Source organism: Caproiciproducens sp., assembly GCF_053840905.1.
On the sequence record NZ_JBNLXQ010000003.1, the window covers coordinates 1 to 22,665 of the forward strand.

18 protein-coding genes are annotated in these 22,665 nt (G+C 51.7%); 1 reads left to right on the forward strand and 17 read right to left on the reverse strand.

Features of this window, described 5'->3' with window-relative positions; translation table 11 throughout:
- Nucleotides 1-184: 184 nt before the first annotated feature.
- The 12 genes from ACQGQ5_RS03175 to ACQGQ5_RS03230 all read right to left on the reverse strand — a co-directional run bounded on the left by ACQGQ5_RS03175 (nt 185) and on the right by ACQGQ5_RS03230 (nt 15,571).
- Nucleotides 185-1,696: an iron-containing alcohol dehydrogenase gene (locus ACQGQ5_RS03175; RefSeq protein WP_455735149.1), complete on the reverse strand. Its 1,512-nt coding sequence runs from the start codon at nt 1,694-1,696 to the stop codon at nt 185-187.
- Nucleotides 1,697-1,762: 66 nt separating this feature from the next.
- A complete protein-coding gene (locus tag ACQGQ5_RS03180) occupies nt 1,763-3,322 on the reverse strand; it encodes an FGGY-family carbohydrate kinase (protein ID WP_455735150.1) in 1,560 nt (519 codons plus the stop codon).
- Between the two features lie 303 nt (nt 3,323-3,625).
- The gene (locus tag ACQGQ5_RS03185; protein WP_455735151.1) at nt 3,626-4,000 is read right to left on the reverse strand and encodes a DUF1667 domain-containing protein; all 375 of its coding nucleotides are present in this window, start codon (nt 3,998-4,000) and stop codon (nt 3,626-3,628) included.
- Between the two features lie 8 nt (nt 4,001-4,008).
- Entirely contained in the window at nt 4,009-5,280 is a 1,272-nt protein-coding gene (locus ACQGQ5_RS03190) for an NAD(P)/FAD-dependent oxidoreductase (RefSeq protein WP_455735427.1), read from the reverse strand.
- A 32-nt stretch (nt 5,281-5,312) separates the two neighbouring features.
- Entirely contained in the window at nt 5,313-6,755 is a 1,443-nt protein-coding gene (locus tag ACQGQ5_RS03195) for an FAD-dependent oxidoreductase (RefSeq protein ID WP_455735152.1), read from the reverse strand.
- Nucleotides 6,756-6,982: 227 nt separating this feature from the next.
- Nucleotides 6,983-8,302: a RuBisCO large subunit C-terminal-like domain-containing protein gene (locus ACQGQ5_RS03200; RefSeq protein WP_455735153.1), complete on the reverse strand. Its 1,320-nt coding sequence runs from the start codon at nt 8,300-8,302 to the stop codon at nt 6,983-6,985.
- Nucleotides 8,303-8,681: 379 nt separating this feature from the next.
- Nucleotides 8,682-9,653 (reverse strand): sugar-binding transcriptional regulator, encoded by a 972-nt coding sequence (locus ACQGQ5_RS03205; RefSeq protein ID WP_455735154.1) that lies wholly within the window; start codon nt 9,651-9,653, stop codon nt 8,682-8,684.
- 243 nt (nt 9,654-9,896) lie between these two features.
- Entirely contained in the window at nt 9,897-10,733 is an 837-nt protein-coding gene (locus ACQGQ5_RS03210) for a hypothetical protein (protein ID WP_455735155.1), read from the reverse strand.
- Between the two features lie 101 nt (nt 10,734-10,834).
- Nucleotides 10,835-12,400: an FGGY-family carbohydrate kinase gene (locus ACQGQ5_RS03215; protein ID WP_455735156.1), complete on the reverse strand. Its 1,566-nt coding sequence runs from the start codon at nt 12,398-12,400 to the stop codon at nt 10,835-10,837.
- A 390-nt stretch (nt 12,401-12,790) separates the two neighbouring features.
- Complete coding sequence (locus ACQGQ5_RS03220) at nt 12,791-14,110, reverse strand: RuBisCO large subunit C-terminal-like domain-containing protein (protein WP_455735157.1); 1,320 nt, start codon at nt 14,108-14,110, stop codon at nt 12,791-12,793.
- Between the two features lie 300 nt (nt 14,111-14,410).
- Entirely contained in the window at nt 14,411-15,265 is an 855-nt protein-coding gene (locus tag ACQGQ5_RS03225) for an IS3 family transposase (protein ID WP_455735158.1), read from the reverse strand.
- 57 nt (nt 15,266-15,322) lie between these two features.
- Nucleotides 15,323-15,571, reverse strand: a complete 249-nt coding sequence (locus ACQGQ5_RS03230; RefSeq protein WP_455735159.1) for a hypothetical protein — start codon at nt 15,569-15,571, stop codon at nt 15,323-15,325.
- Nucleotides 15,572-15,796: 225 nt separating this feature from the next.
- Between ACQGQ5_RS03230 and ACQGQ5_RS03235 the strand changes: the two genes are divergently transcribed.
- Nucleotides 15,797-16,423: a hypothetical protein gene (locus ACQGQ5_RS03235; RefSeq protein WP_455735160.1), complete on the forward strand. Its 627-nt coding sequence runs from the start codon at nt 15,797-15,799 to the stop codon at nt 16,421-16,423.
- Nucleotides 16,424-16,433: 10 nt separating this feature from the next.
- Here the strand turns inward: ACQGQ5_RS03235 and ACQGQ5_RS03240 are convergent, their stop codons facing one another.
- The 5 genes from ACQGQ5_RS03240 to ACQGQ5_RS03260 form a co-directional block, all read right to left on the reverse strand.
- Complete coding sequence (locus ACQGQ5_RS03240; protein ID WP_455735161.1) at nt 16,434-17,060, reverse strand: HAD family hydrolase; 627 nt, start codon at nt 17,058-17,060, stop codon at nt 16,434-16,436.
- A gap of 131 nt (nt 17,061-17,191) precedes the next feature.
- A complete protein-coding gene (locus tag ACQGQ5_RS03245; protein WP_455735162.1) occupies nt 17,192-17,980 on the reverse strand; it encodes a response regulator transcription factor in 789 nt (262 codons plus the stop codon).
- Nucleotides 17,973-19,760: a sensor histidine kinase gene (locus ACQGQ5_RS03250; RefSeq protein ID WP_455735163.1), complete on the reverse strand. Its 1,788-nt coding sequence runs from the start codon at nt 19,758-19,760 to the stop codon at nt 17,973-17,975. Before ACQGQ5_RS03250 ends, ACQGQ5_RS03245 begins: the two co-directional genes overlap by 8 nt.
- A gap of 107 nt (nt 19,761-19,867) precedes the next feature.
- Complete coding sequence (locus tag ACQGQ5_RS03255) at nt 19,868-21,538, reverse strand: ABC transporter permease (RefSeq protein WP_455735164.1); 1,671 nt, start codon at nt 21,536-21,538, stop codon at nt 19,868-19,870.
- The gene (locus ACQGQ5_RS03260) at nt 21,535-22,620 is read right to left on the reverse strand and encodes an ABC transporter ATP-binding protein (RefSeq protein WP_455735428.1); all 1,086 of its coding nucleotides are present in this window, start codon (nt 22,618-22,620) and stop codon (nt 21,535-21,537) included. The genes ACQGQ5_RS03255 and ACQGQ5_RS03260 overlap by 4 nt, the downstream gene beginning before the upstream one ends.
- Nucleotides 22,621-22,665: the final 45 nt, after the last annotated feature.

Sequence of the window (22,665 nt, forward strand, 5' to 3'; positions counted from 1 at the left end):
CAAAAAGTCCCTTGCCCCGTCTATCCACTGCTCTCCCAGATAGATCGTCCCATCCATATCCAGCGCAAAGCATTTGATTCGATCCAAAAGACGGTCGGGGTCCGCGTTTACCTTAATACGATTGTCGCTCATGGTTAACCTCCAAAGACTCCCTCTTTCCCCCGCGTCAAGAAGTCCGATTTTATTAGCGGGCCGCTGATGAATTCTCAGCGCGCACGGTTCTCACTATTTCATAATATCGGCTGATAATGTCATTTTCCCAATCCGCATTATACCATCCCAGAAAATAGGTCAGGTCGGCGGAAGTAAACCGCTTGCGCATCAGGTTGGCGCGGCGCATGGCCCAGCGGAAGCGATCTTCCGTGACAGGGGCGTCCAGTTCGCCGAACAGCAGAGGATGCTTCGCTTTGTTCAGTGCCCGCGCGCAGGTGAGCGCCGTGTGTGGGAGAAGCTCTTTGAGGACGTCGCGGTGTTTGGGCCACTCCTTCAGGAACGCTTCGAATTTCGGGCGGTTATCGTTCCATTTTTTCAGCTTCTGGTTGTAATCATTCCAGCATTCACAGCCCATTTTTCCCGTGGGGTCGACCGGCTGGAACGTATCCAGAACCTTCTTGTGCATTTCTTCCTCCGAAGGATAACAATTGCCGATATCGATTCCGCCGTCCGCCAATTCCCTGTCAAGACGGGTGACGAGCTTTTCCATATTGATCAGAGCGAGGAGCTCCGCTTCGCCCACCTGCTGACCGTGCACCCCCGTCTTTCTTTTGTCGTAATCCGCAGTCATGTCCAGCAGATGGCTGATGACATGCTCATAGCCGGAAACCGGCACGGAGTCCTGCGCAAACGTCATGGTGAGCCCGGTCACCAGCAGGCATTTCCCCAGCACTTCCATTCCGGCGGAAGTCCGGTTGGCCACTTCTTCCATATACGGGATCAAAAGGTCCTTGATGTCGTCCACAATGCGCCAACAAGCGTCCAGTACCGTTGCGGTGCCCATGCAGTCGGCCAGATACCAGTCCGCGAAAGCACTGAACACCGGGAAAAGATCGCCTACGCCCCCCACCGTATAGTGCAGCGGGCAGTCCATCAGGGTCTGCACGTCCATCAGAACAATATTCGGCGTACGGGAAGGCCATGTCCGCTTGACGCCGTCCTTGGAAATAATGGAAGAACGGGACGTGTAGGCCGGCACTGTATTGGCCGTCATAAAGGAAATCAGCGGGATGCGTTCGCAATCGTTTTCATTCTGATAGAGGAAGCATGCGTGCTTTGCAATATCCGTAACGGTTCCTGATCCGACGGAAATGACCGCGCAGGTTTTGTCAAGACGGGACTGAACCGTTTCCACCTGCTTTGCGTCCGCGTGAACGACCCCGTACTCGTCTCCCTTGAGGACGAGCTTTTCCACGGCGTAACCCGCCCGGGTCAGCAGCGCCTGCACCTGCTCCTTCAGCTTTTCGCCTTTGCGGAGAATGACCGTCTCGTCCATGACCGCGAGCACCCTGCGCCCAGCCCGGACATTCAGGGACTGCAGCGCCTCGGGAAGCCGCTCGATGGCGTCCCTGCCGACGATCACGTCCTCCAGTTCTATTTTGGGAATCTGATCGTAATCCGACCAGCGTTTAATCCGTTCATTCAAATCCTTCATATTGCCAACGTCGTACTTGAATACGGGAGGCATTAACCGGTTTAACATGATGAACTCCTTCCTTTTTGCGGGGCTGCGAAAGCCCTTCTCAGGCTTTCGCAGCCGGGAATGCTGTTAATGATTTTCAGTAAAATTGTTCAGTTTTTTATAGAAATCTCCCTGCGCAAGCGAGCTGTAGGCGGTCTTGAATAAATCGTACAGTTCGTTATATTGCGGTACCGTCTTCGGATTCGGCTCGTAGGTGCTTACCTTCTTGACCATCGTGTCCACGCCTTCCTGCACGCTCTTGAACACGCCGGCGCCTACGCCGCCCAAAATGGCCGCACCCATGACCGTGCATTCGCCTTCCCTGAGCATCGTTGCGGGACGGTTGTAAACGTCCGCCTGAATCTGGCACCACAGCTTGGAATTGGTCGCGCCGCCGCTCAGGATGATTTCGTCGATATCAATAAAGGAATAAAATGCCTCAAGAACACTTCTGGCTTCCAGAGTCACGCCTTCCAGCACTGAACGCGCCAGGGACGCGAAATCGCTCTTGAAGCTGAGCCCCAGGAAAGCGCCGCGGGCCGTGCCGTCGTAGTTCGGGCAGTTGGACCCGGCCAGATACGGCTGGAAGATGACGCCGTTGCTGCCGACAGGCGCCTTTTCCGCGTGCCTGTCGAGAATCTGGTAAGGGCTGGTCTGCGTAATCGGTTCGATCATCTTGCATACCTGCCCGACGGTGTCGCGGAACCAACGGTAGCTGCTGGCGGCCGCCATCTGCAGCCCTTCGGACTCCCACGCCTTTTCCGGGAAGGCGGCGGCCGAAAGGGAAACCTTCTTGTTGGGGTCGTGCTTGGGTGTGTCGAGAGCGGCCAGACTGACTCCGGAGGTCCCGAAGGTCACCTCGCACAGGCCTTCGCGTATGACGCCAGCACCGATTCCGGCGCACTGCTGGTCGCCGCCTCCGGTACAGACCGGCATACCGACCGGCAGCCCGGTGCGCTCACTCGCGTATTTGTCGATCGTTCCCACCTGCCAGCCGGAACCGACCAGGCTGGGCAGCTTATCTTTGCTGATGCCGAAACGTTTCAGGAGCGGGTCGCTGAATTCCATGGTCTGCACATCGAGCAGCCCGAAATAAGAGGCGTTCGACCAGTCCTGGAACCAGCCGTCCTTCGCGCCGAGCTTATATAGGAAATATTCCTGCGTGGTCAGAATTTTGGAAGCTCTCTCATAGGTCTCCCGCTCATTATTCAAAACCCATTTTACTTTACCGCTTCCCCAGGCGGTACCCACGGGAAGACCCGTAATCTGGGTATATTCGTCGCCGAACTCACTCATCCATTTAGCTTCGGCCTCACAACGGGAATCCTGCCAGGAAATCCCCATTCCGTTGCGCATGACATTGCCGTCCTGATCGACATACATATGTAGAATACGTTGGGTGGATAAGCCGATGGACGCGATTTCATTGGGATCCACACCGGCCTTTTTCCCCTTTGCCACAACCTCTGCCAACGAGTCGTACATCGCCTCTACCATCATGTTGATATCCTGGTCGATCCATCCGGGCTTGTAGTAAACGCAGTCATACTCGCGGTATCCCTGCGCAATTACGTTCCCGCTCAAATCATAAATTTTGCTCCTGAGTCCCGTTGTCCCGCTGTCCAGACCAATCAAATACTTTGCCATTGTTTTTCCTCCCTTTATAAGCCTTTTCAATACTTTTCCCGCAGTCACAATGACCGCGGCATTTGATGCTTCGCCTTAAAAATTCACACAGCTTTTAGTCCTGACCCAACCGAAAAGCTCCGCTGTAACCGATTCCAACCCATATAAAACCTGCCGTCAGGCTTATTCCCCGAGTGGAACGTTGCATATTTCTTTGTACAACGATCGCTGTGTCCAATAAAAGATCTGTAATAAGGCTGAGGAAAAATCACACGGTGCGCGCCCCTGCGCGCAGTGAAAAAAACGGGAGATAACCAAATTTTCTCAGAGGGAGCTTCGGGATTTCACATTTTTGGTGGCCACAAAAGGAATCCCCGTTCCCGCCGCGTCCTTTAAGACGATATCTCCGATTCTGACCGGAGCGGCCACCTTGACGGTTTTCAGAGCATTTGCACAGTCAAATATTTTTTCTTTGGGAACCGCTTCCCTTGTTTTCACGGACAACACATGAATATCCCCGTCGGAGACCCTTACCGAAGAGGTTACGATCCTTGTGGGACATGTAACTTCTTTTACAGCGTACTTTTCTCCGCGCGGGCAGGTATTCCCGGTCACCTTCACCACTTTACCGTCCTGCATATCTACGGTAATCATGCAGCCGAGCGGGCAGCCGATACAGATCAGTTCTCTCTTCTCCATGATGCTCCTTACTCCTTTTCGATCTTAATGGTAATTTTCTTCAAATCGGGATATCCCAGCAGCTTTTTCCTGTCGAGGGTGATATCCTCCATTTCCCCGGGGGCCATAATGATTTTTTTGCGGTGCAGCACCCGCTCATCGTCATAGTAAACGCTGACATAGCTGTCCTGAAAGACGTTTCCGACACGGAAACGCACCTTGACCGTGTCCTCCATCCGACCGATATTCACAGTTTTCGGAACGGTGTAGCGGACCCCGTCAACCGCTTCCAGCGTAATGGTATGTGCGGAATTTTCCTGACCGCTGAATTTTCCGAGCACGTATTTTGCGGCGTTCTTTCCCGCCAGAGCGGCTTCTTCGGAAACATAATCCACCAGATCGTGCACATGAAGGACGTTCCCGCAGGCGAATACCCCCTCGACATTGGTTTCAAGGCTTTCGTTGACGACCGGCCCGCTGGTGACGGCGTTCATCTGAACGTTTATCTTGTTCGACAGCTCGTTTTCCGGAATCAGGCCCACGGAAAGCAGGATGGTATCACAGTCGTAATCCTCCTCGGTTCCCGGAACAGGCTTCATGTGCTCATCCACCTGCGCGATGGTGACCCCTTCCACACGTTCAACCCCCCAGATATCCACAATGGTATGGCTTAACCGGAGAGGGATCCCGAAATCGTCGAGGCACTGCACGATGTTCCGCTTGAGTCCGCCCGAATACGGCATAATTTCGGCGACCACCTTGACATGGGCACCCTCCAGCGTCATTCTGCGCGCCATAATCAGGCCGATGTCCCCCGAACCCAAAATAACGACCTCCCGGCCGGGCATATAGCCCTCCATATTGACAAGCCGCTGGGCGGTGCCCGCGGAGAAAATGCCGGCCGGCCGGAAGCCGGGGATGTTCAGCGCCCCTCTGGGCCTTTCCCGGCAGCCCATCGCCAATATGATCGCTTTTGCCTGAATATGTACCATGCCCTCCGTCCTGTTCATATAGGTGACGATTTTGGACTGCGTAATATCCATAACCATGGTATTCAGCTTATACTCTATCTTCTGTTCAAGAACCCTCTCAATAAACCGATAGGCATATTCCGGCCCGGTCAGCTCCTCCTTGAAGGTATGCAGTCCGAAGCCGTTGTGGATGCACTGGTTCAGAATCCCGCCGAGTTCCCTGTCCCTTTCGAGAATCAGGATGCTGCCGACGCCCGATTCCTTCGCCGCCAAAGCCGCCGCAAGCCCGGCGGGTCCCCCGCCGATAATAACAATTTCATATGACTTCATCATTCATCATGCCTTTCTTCCATGTAAACCTTTTACAGTTCTTTGGTTTTGCCGACAACGAGCCGGGAACCGCCGCCCTTTTTGGTGATTTCGGTCATATCGATCCGCAGTTCCCTGGAAAGGATCTCCATCGTTCTGGGCGTGCAGAAGCCGGCCTGACACCTGCCCATGCCCGCGCGGGTTCTTCTTTTGATACTGTCCATGGATTTTGCCCCCAAAGGCCGGTGAATCGCGTCCACAATTTCCCCTTCGGTAATCATTTCACAACGGCAGATGATATTGCCGTACGCCGGATTTTTCTTAATCAGTTCGTTTCTTTCCTCATCCGTGAGTTTTTCGGGCTTTAAAACCCCTTTTCTGGCAGAAACAAAACCAGTTTTTTCTTTCAGCTTCAGTTTCTCCGAAACCATCCTCGCCATCATCACCCCGATCGCGGGCGAACTGGTCAGTCCGGGGGATTCGATTCCCGCGGCGTCGAAGAAGCACTCGGCGTCCGGAACCTCCTGCACAATAAAATCATGTTTGTCCTGATGCGCACGCAGGCCCGCGAAAGAGGTAATCACCTTATTCATGGGAATCACCCGTTTTGACAGATGATTGGCCTTTGCCTTTTCCGTCAGAACCTGCAGGATATCCTGCGTGGTATTGGTTGATTCCTTATCCTCCACGTCGTTGGCGGTGGGGCCGACATATAAATTTCCATGGACAGTGGGCGCAATGAGAATCCCCTTCCCCATTTTTCCCGGAACCGGGAAAACGGAAGCGGTGAAAAGGTCCCCCACCGTTTTGTCAAACAGCAGATATTCTCCTTTGCGCGCGGTAATATGTATTTTTTCTTCGCTCACCATATTGTGGAATTTATCCGCATAAACACCGGCTGCATTGACGACGCATTTCGTCTCAATGGTTCCGTGATTGGTTTCCAGCTCGTATTTTCCGTTCTTTTTACGGATCTGCAGGACTTCCGTCTCAAACCGGAACTCCACCCCGTTCACGTTGGCGTTTTCCCCCATGGCAATGGCAAGGTTGAACGGGTCGATCACTCCGCCCGTGGGTGCGTAAAGAGCCGCCACCGTTTTATCCGTAAGGTTGGGTTCCATTTTCATGACTTCCTCACGGGAAAGAATCCGTACGCCCGGAACCCCGTTTTGATGGGCCTGATCGAGCAGAAGTTCCAGATGCTTTACTTCCTCCTCGTCGGTGGCAACCACCAGAGCGCCGTTCTTTTTCACCGGAAAATCCAGTTCTTCCGCCAGTTTCCAGAGAAGAGCGTTGCCTTCCACATTTAATTTCGCCATCAGCGACCCAGGCTTCGCGTCAAACCCCGAATGAATGACTCCGCTGTTCGCTTTTGAAGTGCCGGAAGCGACATCATCGCCCTTTTCCACCACACACGCGTTCAGCTGATACCGTGATAATTCCCTTGCAATACAGCACCCGGTAACCCCGGCGCCGATGATTACAACATCATACATTATGATTACTCCTCCGTCCTTTTCGTCTCATAAGCGGACCAGGAAAGCTTATGAATCAAAGCCAACACCGAAAATTTGGGTAAACGGGACCTCTATTGCCCCAAGATAGAAGACAATAAATAATTCTTCATTGGTAAAATATCTCTTTAAATCTGACAGTTGAATGTGCGCATTGGCACATTCAACTGTCCTGTTCCATCCCTATTTTAAGGCTGGCGAAAAAACAATTAGCCCTTCAGATCAAAGATGCCGGTCTTGCCTTCCTGATAGTAGCCCCACGCGTCAAACGCCGCCTGTAGCTCCTTATGCTGCTTTGCCGCTTCCAACATGTTCTGCCCGGAAACAGCGGCGTCGATGGCCTGACGGAAGGCGATTGCTCCGGCCCTCGGCCCCATCGGATGACCGTGAATGCCCGCGCCGCTCGCGATCATCACGTCGTTGCCGAACTTCCTGACGACGTCTTCCACGTGACCCTGCGTCGTCCCGCCGCCCGGCATCGGGAACACCGGCTTGATGCTGCCCAGAGGGGACAGCATCCGGTACCCGCTGTCCACAAACGTATCCATCATCATCGGGAACTTGCCGTAAGGCGTCAGGGCGATGATCATATCCACACCGGCCAGTCTCGGCAGCTTCGCGCCGATCAGGCCCGCGCTCACACCCGACCATGGGGACTCGTACAGCGCGCCCGTATAATCGGAGTGTCCCAAAATCGGAACGTTGATATTCTTGTCCTCCGCGAGCATTCTCGTCGCGTCCAGACCGATCGTGTTGTAGTTCACCATCAGGCAATTGGCCCCCGCTTCCAGCGCTTTGTAAGCGTTGTCCTTCAGGTTCTCCGTCCTGTCTGTTATGTTAAAGGCATAGAGCGTTTTTTCGCCCTTCTCCTCGTCCGCGCGTTTCAGAGCGGCCATGACCGCCTTGACTCTTTTCACCAGCGGGCAGTGGACCGGGTTGGAGATCAGCTCGTCGTCCTTGATGACGTCCACGCCGCCAACGGCGGATTCAAAGGCCAGCGAGGCCGTCGCTTCCGGCGAAAGGCCCGTGCAGGGCTTGATCATATTGTTCAGCAGCGGACGGTCGTAAACACCAAGAAGGTCGCGGATGCCCTTTACACCGAACTTCGGACCCTGGAACTGGTTCAGGAAGGAATCCGGAAATTCCAGATCGATCAGCTTGACCTTGCCGGAACTGGAGATATTGCCGATCACGGCGCTCAGCATCATCGCGAAATGCGCTTCGCCGAAGTTGGCCCACGGATAGGCGATACGGACGATGAAATTCCTTTCCTCAACTTCCTTCGGAAGCTCGATCTGGTAGGAGGGCGCTTCATAAACGCCGACGACTCTGCCGATGCATTTCTCACGCACCTCGGCGGTTTCCTGGGGTACCTGGATCCAGGTCCCGCAGGTCTGCTCGCACGCCAGAGCAGCGGCGAACTTCATCATATTTGTGTTCCGTTTGGTTCCGCAATAATAGGTCGCGATGACAAAGCGGTCTTTTTCCAACCCTTCCGGGTATTGAATGATAATAGGATCGATATACACGATGTCCACTCCTTCTTTGTTTTCTTTGGCTAAGTTATTTCCTATGTCCCTATTATAACTGCCTAAAAATCATAAGAAAATATTGAAAAATATTTCAATATTAACTAAAATTAGAGGGCCATCCCATCCTGTTTCCCGCCTGTGCCGCAGGAGCATAGGACGCGGAAAACGGCCTCCGTCAGCCGGAAAATTCCCGACAACGAATTGCGGGTTTTCTGATTTCGTTTCAGAAAACCCGCAATATCGCAAGGATGTTTCAAAGGAGGTCTTACGTTTCATGGGAAGGTGTTTCAAACCAATAATTTCAAAACATCATCTATATAAACAGTTGCGGGCACCAATTGAGAAGGGAGGTACCCGCAATCGTTTACGACCGCTTTCAAAGCGCGTACAGGGCACTTGCAAGATAGTAATCAATGACAAGGACGTCGACCAGATTTCCCTTCAGCAGGGAACGGATGGCATGCGCCTTTTTGCTGCTGGAAGCCACCACGATTTTGCAGGGAATTTGCCTGTATGTATCGAGTCCTATGGAAAGGGTCCGGTCCTTCAGGCTGCTTTCACACTCCTGACCGTCCCTGTTAATGAAACGGAGAGCAAAGTCGCAGCAAACCTTCTGCTCGATCAGCTCCTTCATTTCATGGGGCTTCAGATAGCCGGAGGAAGCCAGCAGGGAATCCACGCTGGGATAAAACACCCCGACCCCGCTTACGGAAATGTTGATGTACTTCAGCAAGGAAAATATTTTCTGGAATTTTGCGTCATCCTGAATCTGGCGGCAATGTTCTTTGCTGTCGGCAAGGCCGTTCGCGCAGATCGACACATTTTTTCCCCCGAAAGCCATGGCGGCACGCCGTACAAGGTTGTTAACCGCCAGCTTTTTGTCGCAGTCGGCAATGCTGCCGTGCATGGTGATGACTTTGGCGTTCACCTTCCGGCAGGGGTTCAGATACTGGATCAGATGATACATCGTGCCGCCCCAACTCATACCGAGAATATCGTCGTCCGTAACGATTCGCTGTACATAGCGGGCCCCTTCCAGAGCAACCCTTTTCTTGGTCTCCTCGGGATTCAGAGACTTTTCCGGCTCCAACACCGGGACGACAATCACTGATTTCAGCCCGTAGCGGCTCATGATTTTTTTCTCCAGATCAATGCAGTCCGCAAACGGCTTGGAAATTTTGAATTCAACGACGCCTTCCTCTACCGCTCTCTTCAGGAGCCGCGAGACGGTAGGCTTGGAAATGCCTAAATCCTGTGAAATTTCTGTAAGAGTCCTTTTTTCAATGTAGTACAGATACGCGGCAGAATCCATAATGCAAACAGACTGATTGTACACTTCGCTTTTCATTACTCTTTCCTCCCATAGTGATGTCAGCACATAAAATTCACCATTATGTATTGAACAGCGTTCATTTTCATTATATCTATCAATGATTATATAATGACAACCATGTCTGAATTTTGGGAAAAATCTTATTCTCATGAATCATACTTCACAGCACCGGGAACAATTTGATTTTTTCTCATTTTCCGCCGCCTCACCGTCCGTTGACCGGTGAAGCGGCAGAAGCTGACTGCCCTGCGTTTCCGCTCAGGCGGGGAAGACAGTGAATATAACGAGACTTAAAGTGGCAATAGTGGATGCGGGAGCGTCAATATGGGAGTCCACATTGGAATTGATGATATTCTGATACAACTCAAACACAATGCAGGCAAGCACCCCGAACAAGATGCCTGTCAGCACACTCCCGGAGCGAAGCGTCGCGTAGCCCGCGATCAGAGTAATATGGTGGGTAACGGGAAAATCACCGTCCCTGAGGAAAAAGATGAGAGAAAGGGCACTGATGTAAAATCCGGTTGTCGCAATGCCCGTCAGATGGACAGCATAGGCCGCCGCAGCCGCAATCACCAGGCCGGCCAGTATTTTAAAAGCCCAATGCGAGATGCCTTCCTTATGAAAAAGAAGATTTTCCTTTAATTTGGGATTCACGATCGTGCGGTTGCCAAACAGCAGCCTGACGATAAATCCGGAAATCATCACCGTCAAAGCGCCCGTGTCCAGCGGCAGCTTGAAATAGATGGCCAGGTTCAGGCACAGAAAACCGAACAGGCCGAAAATCCCCCCGACCAAAACCGTCATCGGATCCTTTGTAAAACCCAGTGCTTTATTGAGGTTCAAACCGTTAATATCGTATTTCCTTTTGTTGGCGGCAAAAGCCAGCGCAGCCACACCGCCCGCAAAACAGATACACGGGGTGAACAACGAGTATTCCACGGCCTGCTGTAAAACCAGCGCGGCCGGTGCGCTTCCCATGGAAAGAAAAGTGACTCCTACAATACCCGCAATGACAAAAGCCGGGTTCCCTCCGACCAGCGCTCCGATGCATCCTCCTATAAATGCTCCTATTACATTAACAGCGTTTACCATTTTCATTCCTCCTGTAACATAGATTTATAAAATCGTATAAGGAAGCTTCCACGCTATCCTTACAAGCTGCGGAAAACTTCCGCCCGATGTTTACGGATCTCTCAGCGGTATTTTTCCTGGAACGCCCTGACGGCAGAATAGGCTTCCCCATTGAGCGCCTGATACACTTTTTTCCAGGTCTGGTAAGCGTCTTCATAAATGGGAACATTTTGGGGATTCGGTTCATAACGTTTTGTGACCTTAACCATATGCTCGGCGGCTTCCTCTAAGTCCTTATAGATTCCGACACCGACGGCTGCGACCATGGCGCACCCGAGTCCCGTAGATTCTTCCACCGCCACAGTTTCACAGGGCCTGTTGTAAATATCGGCCTGCATCTGGCACCAGAAGCTTGACCGGGCGACTCCCCCGGTCAGCCGGACGACGTCAAAGTTAGGAACGTTTCCTTTCACCATGGCTTCAAGCATGTCGCGGATATCGAAGCAGATGCCCTCCATCGTCGCGCGGACAAGATCGTTTCTCGTGTGGGCGAAGGTCATCCCTATGTAAGTGCCGCGCGCGTCCGCGTTGTAGTTGGGTGTGTTCGCCCCTTGCAGGTAGGGAAGGAAGAAACATCCGTTCGCACCCGGATTGGACTTCTGGGCCGATTTCGTCAAAAAATCATATGCCTCCAGCCCGAGGTATTTTGCGGTCATGCTCTCCACATCGCAGAATTCCCCTTTGAACCACTTAAAGGCGCTGCCCGCGGCATTGGCCTGCCCTTCCATGACCCATGCTCCGTCGGGCGTTCCCAGTATATAGCATTTCTTCGCCGGATCCCTCAGCAGCCTGGTGGATTTTCCGGCCGTAATCCCCGCCGTACTGCCGCAGGCATAGCCCATGCCTTCCTTGATGCAGCCGCAGGCAAGACAGCCCGCCTGCTGATCGCCCGTGCCCATGACGAGCGGAGTCCCGACCGCAAGTCCGGTTTTTTCCGCGATTTCGGGAGGCACTTTCCCAATGATCGTCCCCGGCGTTCTTAGGGGAGCCAGTTTGTCGATATCCACCCCGAACACTTTACACAGCTTTTCGCTGTACTTGAAATCCGGTCCGTTCAGTTGAAGCCAAGGTGTATCGTTGATATCGTCATAGTAGTCGTCGGCGCCGTAGGCTTTCGTCAAGAGTCCCATCATGGTGTGGATTCTGACCGCGTTCTGATACGCCTCGGGCTTCTTTTCCTTGACCCATTGCAATTTTCCGGACGGATTGACGCCTCCCAAAGGCATTCCGCACAGGTCGTACAGGTCGTCCGGCGTCATTCCCGCGGCTGCGAGCTGTTCCCTCATTTTCGGGAGCATTTCGGCACTGCGCAGATCCTGCCAGATAATAATCGGCGTGGTAAAGCCTCCGCTGCGATCACGTGTTACCATGGTACAGCGGAACATCCCAAAGCTTACCCCGGCGATTTCCTCCGGGTCTACCCCGCTGTTCTTAATAGCGAGGCGGGTCGTCTCACGCAGAACCTTAATCAGTTCCTCACCGTCACACTCCACCCGTCCGACCGCGGGGTACGTCAGCGGGTTCATGATCTGTCCCGAACCGAGACAGTTCCCTTCCAGGTCAAAGACAAACGACTTGCTGCTTGTTGTTCCACAGTCCACCCCAACCACATATTTTTTCTGCTTCAATACAATTCCTCCTATAATTTGTTTTACTGCACTCCCTGGTTCTGACCCAGCCAGGAAGATTTCCGTAACCAACTCCAACCCTTTCAAAAAACTTTTCTCCGAATCTATTTCTCCGTCCGCAATCCTCAATCGGCTGTGGGCGGTTTCGGGACCAGGAAACCGCACTGAAAAAAAGACAAGGGCAGCTCATAAACAAATATAAGGAAAAGACATTTCTCCGTATTGGCCTTTCTTCATGCAATACGGCAGGAAACCCATCTTTCAATCCAAAATTCTAAATTTGATTAGCGTATTGGAAAATGAAGCTCTTAAATGAAGCAGTTGAATGTACGCATTGGCACATTCAACTGCTTTTAACATCTCAATTCTTTTAAAATTCCTGAAAAACAATCAGCCCTTCAGATCAAAGATGCCGGTCTTGCCTTCCTGATAGTAGCCCCACGCGTCAAACGCCACCTGCAACTCCTTATGCTGCTTTGCCGCTTCCAGCATGTTCTGCCCGGAAACAGCGGCGTCGATGGCCTGACGGAAGGCGATTGCTCCGGCCCTCGGCCCCATCGGATGACCGTGAATGCCCGCGCCGCTCGCGATCATCACGTCGTTGCCGAACTTCCTGACGACGTCTTCCACGTGACCCTGCGTCGTCCCGCCGCCCGGCATCGGGAACACCGGCTTGATGCTGCCCAGAGGGGACAGCATCCGGTACCCGCTGTCCACAAACGTATCCATCATCATCGGGAACTTGCCGTAAGGCGTCAGGGCGATGATCATATCCACACCGGCCAGTCTCGGCAGCTTCGCGCCGATCAGGCCCGCGCTCACACCCGACCATGGGGACTCGTACAGCGCGCCCGTATAATCGGAGTGTCCCAAAATCGGAACGTTGATATTCTTGTCCTCCGCGAGCATTCTCGTCGCGTCCAGACCGATCGTGTTGTAGTTCACCATCAGGCAATTGGCCCCCGCTTCCAGCGCTTTGTAAGCGTTGTCCTTCAGGTTCTCCGTCCTGTCTGTTATGTTAAAGGCATAGAGCGTTTTTTCGCCCTTCTCCTCGTCCGCGCGTTTCAGAGCGGCCATGACCGCCTTGACTCTTTTCACCAGCGGGCAGTGGACCGGGTTGGAGATCAGCTCGTCGTCCTTGATGACGTCCACGCCGCCAACGGCGGATTCAAAGGCCAGCGAGGCCGTCGCTTCCGGCGAAAGGCCCGTGCAGGGCTTGATCATATTGTTCAGCAGCGGACGGTCGTAAACACCAAGAAGGTCGCGGATGCCCTTTACACCGAACTTCGGACCCTGGAACTGGTTCAGGAAGGAATCCGGAAATTCCAGATCGATCAGCTTGACCTTGCCGGAACTGGAGATATTGCCGATCACGGCGCTCAGCATCATCGCGAAATGCGCTTCGCCGAAGTTGGCCCACGGATAGGCGATACGGACGATGAAATTCCTTTCCTCAACTTCCTTCGGAAGCTCGATCTGGTAGGAGGGCGCTTCATAAACGCCGACGACTCTGCCGATGCATTTCTCACGCACCTCGGCGGTTTCCTGGGGTACCTGGATCCAGGTCCCGCAGGTCTGCTCGCACGCCAGAGCAGCGGCGAACTTCATCATATTTGTGTTCCGTTTGGTTCCGCAATAATAGGTCGCGATGACAAAGCGGTCTTTTTCCAACCCTTCCGGGTATTGAATGATAATAGGATCGATATACACGATGTCCACTCCTTCTTTGTTTTCTTTGGCTAAGTTATTTCCTATGTCCCTATTATAACTGCCTAAAAATCATAAGAAAATATTGAAAAATATTTCAATATTAACTAAAATTAGAGGCTGCATTTTATGGACAGCTCCTGTAAAGCAACAGGAAAAAAATCGAAACAACAAAGGACACGTTCTCTTCCTATATAGGGAAAGAGAACGGGCCCTTTATCAAACATTATGTTTTATAGAGGGTGAACTATACCAAGTTAAACGGACAGGAATAGAAAGGGACTATCGTAGAATAACTTTGATTTACGCAAGTTGGCATCGTTTTTGAAGCGGTGTCAGCTTCGTCTTTAAGCAAATACGTTCACTTTTGAAGTATTGGATGTAATCATCAATCAGAAGCTTGGCTTCGGGAATGGTCTGCGGTTTGCAGAGATAGATACATTCTGTTTTGAGCATACCAAAGAAATTCTCCGCCACAGCATTGTCATATGGATTTGCACGCCTTGACATTGAGGGCGTAATGCCGTATGTTTGGGTCAGGGTAAAATAACCTGGTGAGGTATATTGAAACCCTTGGTCACTGTGGAGTTGCAGCTCTGCAGTGACCGCTTCTTTTTGCATCGCATCTTTAACAGTATCAAAGACCAATTTACAGTTTTGAAGTGTGCTGGTGCGATAAGAAACAATACTGCCATCATACAGATCACGAATCACGGACAGGTACAGTGTGCCTTGTGGTGTCTGAATGTAACTGATGTCGGTTACCCACTTCTGGTTAGGACACCCTGCTTCAAAATTACGGTTGAGCAAATTGGGGTAGACATGCAATATTTCGCTGGGACGGTAATACCTATGCCGTCTGCATACGGACAGCAGACCGTACTTGCGCATGACACGCCAAATAGTCTTGTAGTTGTAGTGTAACTGCTTTTTCTGTGCAATCCACAGTTGTATCCTGCGGCAGCCCAACGTTCTCCCATAACGTCCGGCTCGGCACTCCTCAATCAATTCCTTTAAAGGTTCATCCTTGTCCGGCCGATCTATGCGCCCTACAAAATCATAGTAACCGCTGCGTGATACAGAAAAAAAAGCGGCACATCGTTGATATGGCATATTGTTTTCTATACTTGTAGATAACACGATACTTGATATTAGCACTCACTTCCTTCCAATGAGAGAAAGAAAATCCCGCAGCAGCTCATTCTCCATCTTCAATCATTTGTTTTCGTATTTGTATTCTGCCAACGTCACTGCCGGCTTTCTGCCGCGCGTTTTTGTTGGCTCCAAGCCTTCTGCTTGCTGCCGTGCTTTTCTGTTCTCACGCCATATCATAGACTTAATGGTTTTGAATGGCATCCCATATTCTTCCGCCAGTTCCTTTCTTGTTGCACCTAACTCATGCTTTGCCATGATTTCTTGAATTATCTCGGCCGACGCATTGCGTGTCCCTTTTCTTCTGTGCATACAAAAACCTCCTATCGTAGTTTCTATTCTACGACGGGAGGCCCTTTTTGTCATTGTCCATTTATGGCGGTATAGTTCAGAGGGCTGAGGCCCTTTGATTTTTCACTTTCACGGCGTACCGAGGGAATTCTTGCACCTATGTGTTTATTATTTCAGGATTTTATTGACTTTTGTATTTTTCCAATATACGGTTAAATATAGAATTCGTACCCGGGAAAGGAATTGATGGATTTGGAAATTTCCGTATCTGTAAAAGGTATATTCAATAGAAACGGCAAATATCTTCTAAGAAAAAACAGAAGAGAGGAATATGAGCTATTAGGTGGAAAGCTGGAACGAACCGATCAGTCGACCGTTGAAAGGCTGATACAGGAATATAAGGAAGAGTCCGGTATCGGGATAGCAGTACAGGAATTAAGGCATCCATGGCTCTACAAAATCGGCATGGAGCAGATGCTCATCGTGCCCTATGTCTGCACGGCTGAATATATCCCTGAGGTTCTGTTTGATGAAGACGGAGGCCAATTGGATTGGATAGAGGAAGCGGACATAGAGAACTTGAACATGCCGGTAGGATACAAAGACACGATAGCGGACCGCCTGCCGCAAATCAGCATATCGAATGTCCCAAAGAAGCAGAAGCTTTACCATGACGACCGTTTTCAGGTGGTTTTTATTTTTATGAAAAACGGCTGTATCTTTTTAAAAGAGACTCTTAATAAGGACCAGGCTCCTTATAATCTATTCTGTCAAAACTTTACCCCGCAGGAAGTCGGGCGATTGAGCCCCCAAAAAGCAGTCTCTTTCCCGGATAAGATTGAAATCTATTATGAATATAAAGAAGAACCATAAAAAGATAGGGTTACAGAACAAAGCGAAAAAACCGCGGAGGAAAAATATGATTTGCTTCAAGATATCGGGAAAGCTCCTCCGCCCCGCGGAAAAGGTGCCCGTGGAATCCCGCTTTTTCGGCTCCGGCAATGTTCTGCTGCAGGTCGTCGATGAAAAGGCATTCGCTGCTGAGAAGTCCGTACCGCCGGCAGAGGCATTCAAAGATGGCGGCGTCCGGTTTCACCAGCTTTTCTTTTGCGGAGACAATAAAGCCGTCAAAGCTGCGGAACATTTCCACCTTATCCCGATATTGAAAGAAGCGCAGGCTCGTATTGGAGAGGAGATAAATTTGATAGCCTTTTTCCTTGAGCCGGGTCACGATTTCAGGCATACCCGGCATGGGCGTCAAATCGGAGTGCCAGTTGTCCATCGCTTTTTTCACTTCCGCGGCGTACTCCGGAATTCTTGCGCAGACCCGGACGACCGCAGCCTCCTCCGTAATGGTGCCGGCGTCCAGCCGCCGCCATTCCTCGGAGTGGAACAGCTCTTTCAGCACGGCGGCCGCCGCGGCCTCATCCTGTGTGATCGTCCTGATGTATTCCTCCGGAGTGTATGCCAACAGAACGTTTCCCATATCGAACACCATGTTCTTTATCATCGGTTATCATGCCTTTCTGACGTTTTATAGCAATTCCATTTCAGTTTGCGGGATAAAACACGTTCTACCCCCGCCTTCGGCGGGGGAAGAACACAGCCTTGCTGCAGAATCAACTGGAAATGCTGCAGGGCTTATTCCAGTTTTTCACGAAATTCTTTTGGAGTAACTCCCACCAGTTTTTTAAAAATCATGCTGAAATAGCGCTGATCCTTGTAGCCGATCAGATTGGCTACCTCATAGATTTTCCCATTCGGTTTTTTCAGCAGCTCACAGGCTTTTTTAATGCGGTAATAGGTCAGATAGTCCCCGAAGGTCTGACCGACCTTGTTTTTAAATAGGCGGCTCAGGTAGCTTTCGCTGATAAAAAGGCTGTCCGCGACGCTCTTCACGCTGATGTCCTTCTGGTAGTTGGCGTTGATATGCCTGACGGCCAGAGCGACATAGTCGCCGTCCTTTTTTTCATCCAGCAGATATTCCTTAAACAGCATGACGCGGCTGTCCGAAATATCGTTCATTTTATCCTGTATTTTGTGGATGCGCTGCTTGTCGTGCACCGCTTCACAGGTGCTTTTCAGCGCGGCGTCAAGATCGTCGTCGTCAATCGGCTTAACAAGGAAATCGCGGACGCCGAGCTTTACCGCCTGCCGGGCATACTCGAATTCGCTGTAGCCGGAGATGATAACAAATTCCGGTTTGATGCCGCTTGCCTTGATCTGTTCGATCATGCCGATTCCGTCAAGGCCGGGCATGCGGACATCCGTGATCACGATATCGGGACGGATACGGGTGATCTCGCGGATCCCTTCCATCCCGTTGGAGGCCTCCCCCACGACTTCACAGCCGTACTTCTGCCAGTCCGTGGTCAAAATCAGGCCCTTCTTGACCAGAACTTCATCCTCAACAACGACTACTTTAATCATTACCGGAACCCTCCACATTCTCGTTTCCAAGCGGTAAATTTGAAAAAGGCATCGTGATCCGTGTGATCGTGCCGATATTCTCTTCGCTTTGGATTTCCAGCCCATACTCTTCGCCGTAGTACAGTTTGATCCGTTTATCTACGTTTGCAATTCCGATGCTGTCGCTGTCGGGCGCTTTCGCGCGGGCGGACCGCCGGATGCTGCTCAGCTTTTCTTCACTGATCCCCACGCCGTCGTCTTCCACCTCAAAGATGATTTTGTCATTCTGACGCCAGCCGTGGATGACTAAATGCGCCTTCCCGATCTTATCCTCGATTCCATGAATAATCGCATTTTCAACGATCGGCTGGATGATGAATTTCGGCACATAACACTCCATAATGTCGTCGTTCACCTGTACGGTGACGTCGAACTTGTCGTCATACCGTATTTTCTGGATGGACAGGTAGCTTCCGACCAGCCCGATTTCCTCTGAAATCTGAACGGATTCCTTCTCATTGCGGATACTGTTTTTCAGAAGCTTCCCAAGCTGGGAGACAATCAGCACGATATCATCCACCCCGTTCAGCTTGGCGAGCCATTTGATGGAATCCAGCGTGTTGTACAGAAAATGGGGATTGATCTGCGAATACAGCGATTTCAGCTCCGCCAGGCGCAGCCGGTTCTGCTTTTCCAGATTGGTGGCAAACAGTTCGTTCAAGCGGTCCAGCATGGAGTTCAGGCTCCGCCCGATATAGCCGAATTCATCATCGTTGCGTACGTCGACGCGCGCGCTGGTATCGCCGTTCTGGACCTTGTTCATGGTGTGGACAATGGCGTTCAGCGGTTTGGTCAGGCTGCGCACCAGCATGGGGGAAATCAGCACGCACAGGAAAATGGAACCCAGCGCGACCGCGATGGCGGTATCCATAATATAATTGCTGTTGATGACGACCAGCTCGACCGGGACCGAGGAAATTACCCGGAGGGGATATCCGCCCGAGGTCGTTTCCCATGTAATGATGCGTTTCGGTTTTTCCAGATAGAACTTTTTGCTTTCCCCGGCCCGAAGCATTTGATTGCGGAAGTCCGTATCCATAAAAATACGGTTCTGTCCGCTGAAAATTTCGTCATACAGAATATAGCTGTTCTGATCCACAACGGCGTACCGGACCGGAAGCGATACGTTGACCGAACCGAGCGCCGTCTGAAAGACGTCTGACGGAATATCAATCACCGCATAGGCAATGATCCGTCCGTCCTTCCGGATACTGTCGCCCACCGCGATACAGTAGCTTTTTCCTTCCTGTGAAACATAGTGATTGGAGTACAGGACGGTGCCGTAGGATGCATTCATTTCGCGGAAAATCCCCCAGTCGCCGTGGTTCCGGACATGATAGGCTTCCGGTATCACGGAGGTGGAAATCCCGAACGACCCGTCCGCCTTGATCAAATGCATGGCCACGTTGGTCGATTTTCCCGCCAGTAAAATATACATTTTCTGGTAGAGGCTTGTGCTGTCCGACGGGGTGATCGCGGGAGCGCCGATTTTCTGAATCGTGTCGTCGTCCTCACAGAAATAGGACAGGGCGGACCGATACTCGCCGATGGTCTGCTCCAGGCTCGCCGCCGCGTTGTTCACCGTTTTGGAGGACTGGTATTCCACATTCCCCATGGAGATATTGGAAGAGATGGTGTAGGTAAGCGTTCCCAGGATCGCGACGGGAACGATGCTGATAACGGCAAAGCAGATAAACAGCCGTGCAAAAAAACTGAGCTTTCTCTTTTTTTCAGAACTCATATGATCACCGTCCACCGTTCCATTATACAATGGTTGCCGGGATCCGAAAAGCCCGTTATGAAAACAGGGGAGCCGACAGTTTCTGTCCGCTCCCTTTTTTCGTTCCGTCAGACCACGGAAACCCTGCCCTTGCTGACCCAGTTGAACAGCATCAGGGACAAAATAGTGGCGACCGTCAGAATGGACGCCAGCGCCGCGGCGGTTCCAAAGCTGGAACGGACCACCTCGGTATAGATCGCCACCGAGATCGTCGCGGTTTTCCCGCTGTACAGCATAATGCTGGAGCTCAGTTCGTTGATCGTGGTGATCCAGCTCAGGATCGCGCCGGAGAAAACGCCGGGCGCCATCATTCTCGCCGTTATTTTAAAGAAGGTGCGCATCGGGGATACGCCGAGGTTGATGGAGGCCTCCTCAATGCTGGGATCGATCTGGTACAGCAGCGCGCTGCTGGAACGGATCGTATAGGGCATTTTCCGGATGACATAGGCGATAATCATAATGACGGCGGTGCCGGACAGCATGAGCGGGGGCTTATTGAACGCAACGAGCATGCTGATGCCGAGCACGGCGCCGGGGATCACATAGGGGAACATCAGCAGCAAATCCAGCGTGCTGCTGATTTTGCTCTTCTTTTTCACAACAAGGTAGGAAAGAAGCATTCCGAAGATAATAATAATGATAATTGCTATGAAGGAGAACGTAAACGTATTCGTGATATTTTTGGACAGCTTGTAGAAGATTTTTTCATAGCTTTCCAGACTGAAGCCCTGCACAAAGATCGGCCCGTTCGTCTTGATAAAGGACGTAAAGATCACAACGATCTGCGGTAAAAACGCGACGGACGCGATGAACATGCAAAGCGCGGTCAGAAGGATCCTCTTTCCTCTGGAAAGCTCTTCCACAACCGGGGGGCGAAGCGCGGTCATAACGTAATTTTTGCGCGCCACCACATATTTCTGAATCAGGAGCACCGCGGTGGAGCAGCAGATGATCACGACGCTGAGCGCTCCGGCCATGTTGGCGTTGCCGCCCATCTCGCTCATGTACTCCTCATATACGAGGACGGGAAGGACCTTGTAGCCTTCGCCGATCAGCATGGGGGTGCCGAAGTCCGCCAGCGACGACATGAACGCCATAATCGCGCCCGCCGCGAGCGTCGGCATAATCACCGGCATGGTAATCGTCATCACTCTTCTCAGCTTGCTGGAACCGAGGTTTTCGGCCGCTTCCTCCAGAGAGCGGTCAATGCTCGACATGGCCCCCGAAACGTATAAATAAACGTAGGGGAAAAATTTCAGGGTAAACACCAGAACGATTCCGCCAAAGCCGTAAATCGGCGGAGTAATAATGCCGATTTTCGCAAGCGCGTTCGTAAACAGGCCGTTTCTGCCGAGCAGCATGATCCAGGAATACGCGCCGATAAACGGAGGCGACATCAGGGACATGATGATCAGCATATTGATGCATTTTTTCCAGTACACGTTGAAGCGGCTGGTTATGTAAGCGAGCGGAACGCCGATGACGACCGCAAAAACGGTGGAGAGCCCGGAAGTCGCGAGGCTGTTCCACAGGGTGCGGTAATAGTACTGCTTGGTAAAGAAAATCTTATAGGATTCCAAAGTGAATTTTCCGTCGGCGCTGAGAAAGCTGTGGAGGATGACGGAGAAAAACGGATAGACCAGGAACACCAGCAGCAGCAGCATGGAGCCGTACTTTACGAGATTCCAGAAATTGAAGTATTTCGCGAAATTTCTGTGGGAAGTATTTTCAGCGTTCATGAAAACACCTCGGTTCCGTCTTCGCTGAACACGCTGATTTTCTCCGGGCGGAAGCTCAGGCGCACCTTATGGCCGATATCCCGGACAAAATCAATATCCTTCGTATATTCATTCGCCTGTACGACCTGACCGTTTTCCAGCCTGACCTCATAGCTGGCGAAGTCGCCGAGGAAGGTGTACATCTGGATTTCGCCTGAAAGTCCGGTCCCGTTCTCATCGTCCATGAGGAACTGCTCCGGGCGGACCGAAGCCCTGATCCTTCCCTCAAAGCCCTTCTTCAGCTTCATGGAAAATTCAAAACCGGCGTCCAGCCTCACGCGCGCGATTTTGTCGGGGTCAAGCTGCTCGATCTGTCCCTCCATAAAGTTGGAGGTCCCGATAAATCCCGCGACAAAAGAATTCTGCGGTTTTTTGTAAATGGTGGACGGCGTGTCGATCTGCATGATCCGGCCCGCGTTGATAATGGCGATCCGGTCCGAAATGGCAAGCGCCTCTTCCTGATCGTGCGTGACATAAATGGTGGTGATATTCAGATCCTTCTGCAGCTTGCGGATAATGGTGCGCATCTGAACCCTCAGCTTTGCGTCCAGGTTGGAAAGCGGTTCGTCCATCAGAAGAACGCCCGGCTTGATCACGATCGCCCTGGCAAGGGCGACGCGCTGCTGCTGGCCGCCGGACAGCTCGGAGGGCTTTCTGTCTTTCAGGTCCCTGATCTGCACGAGCTCGAGCGCCTCCAGAACCCTCGGCCCAATCTCGCTTTTCGGCAGCTTGCGCGCCTTCAGCCCGTAAGCGACGTTGTCAAAAACCGTCATATGGGGGAAAATGGCGTAATTCTGAAACACCATGCCGATATCGCGCCGATAAGCCTCTATATCGTTAATTACTTTGTCGTCAAAATAAATTTTTCCGCCGTCAATCGTATTAAACCCCGCGATCATCCGGAGCAACGTGGTTTTTCCGCAGCCGGATGGCCCCAGCAGCGTAAAAAACTCCCCTTGCCGGATATCGCATGAAATATCGTTTACCGCGGTAAAATCGTCGTACCGCTTCACCACATTACAAATTTTTACTCCATGGCTCAATCTGTTCAACCCCTTTAAACTCACACTGTCGCCCACGCGTTCCGA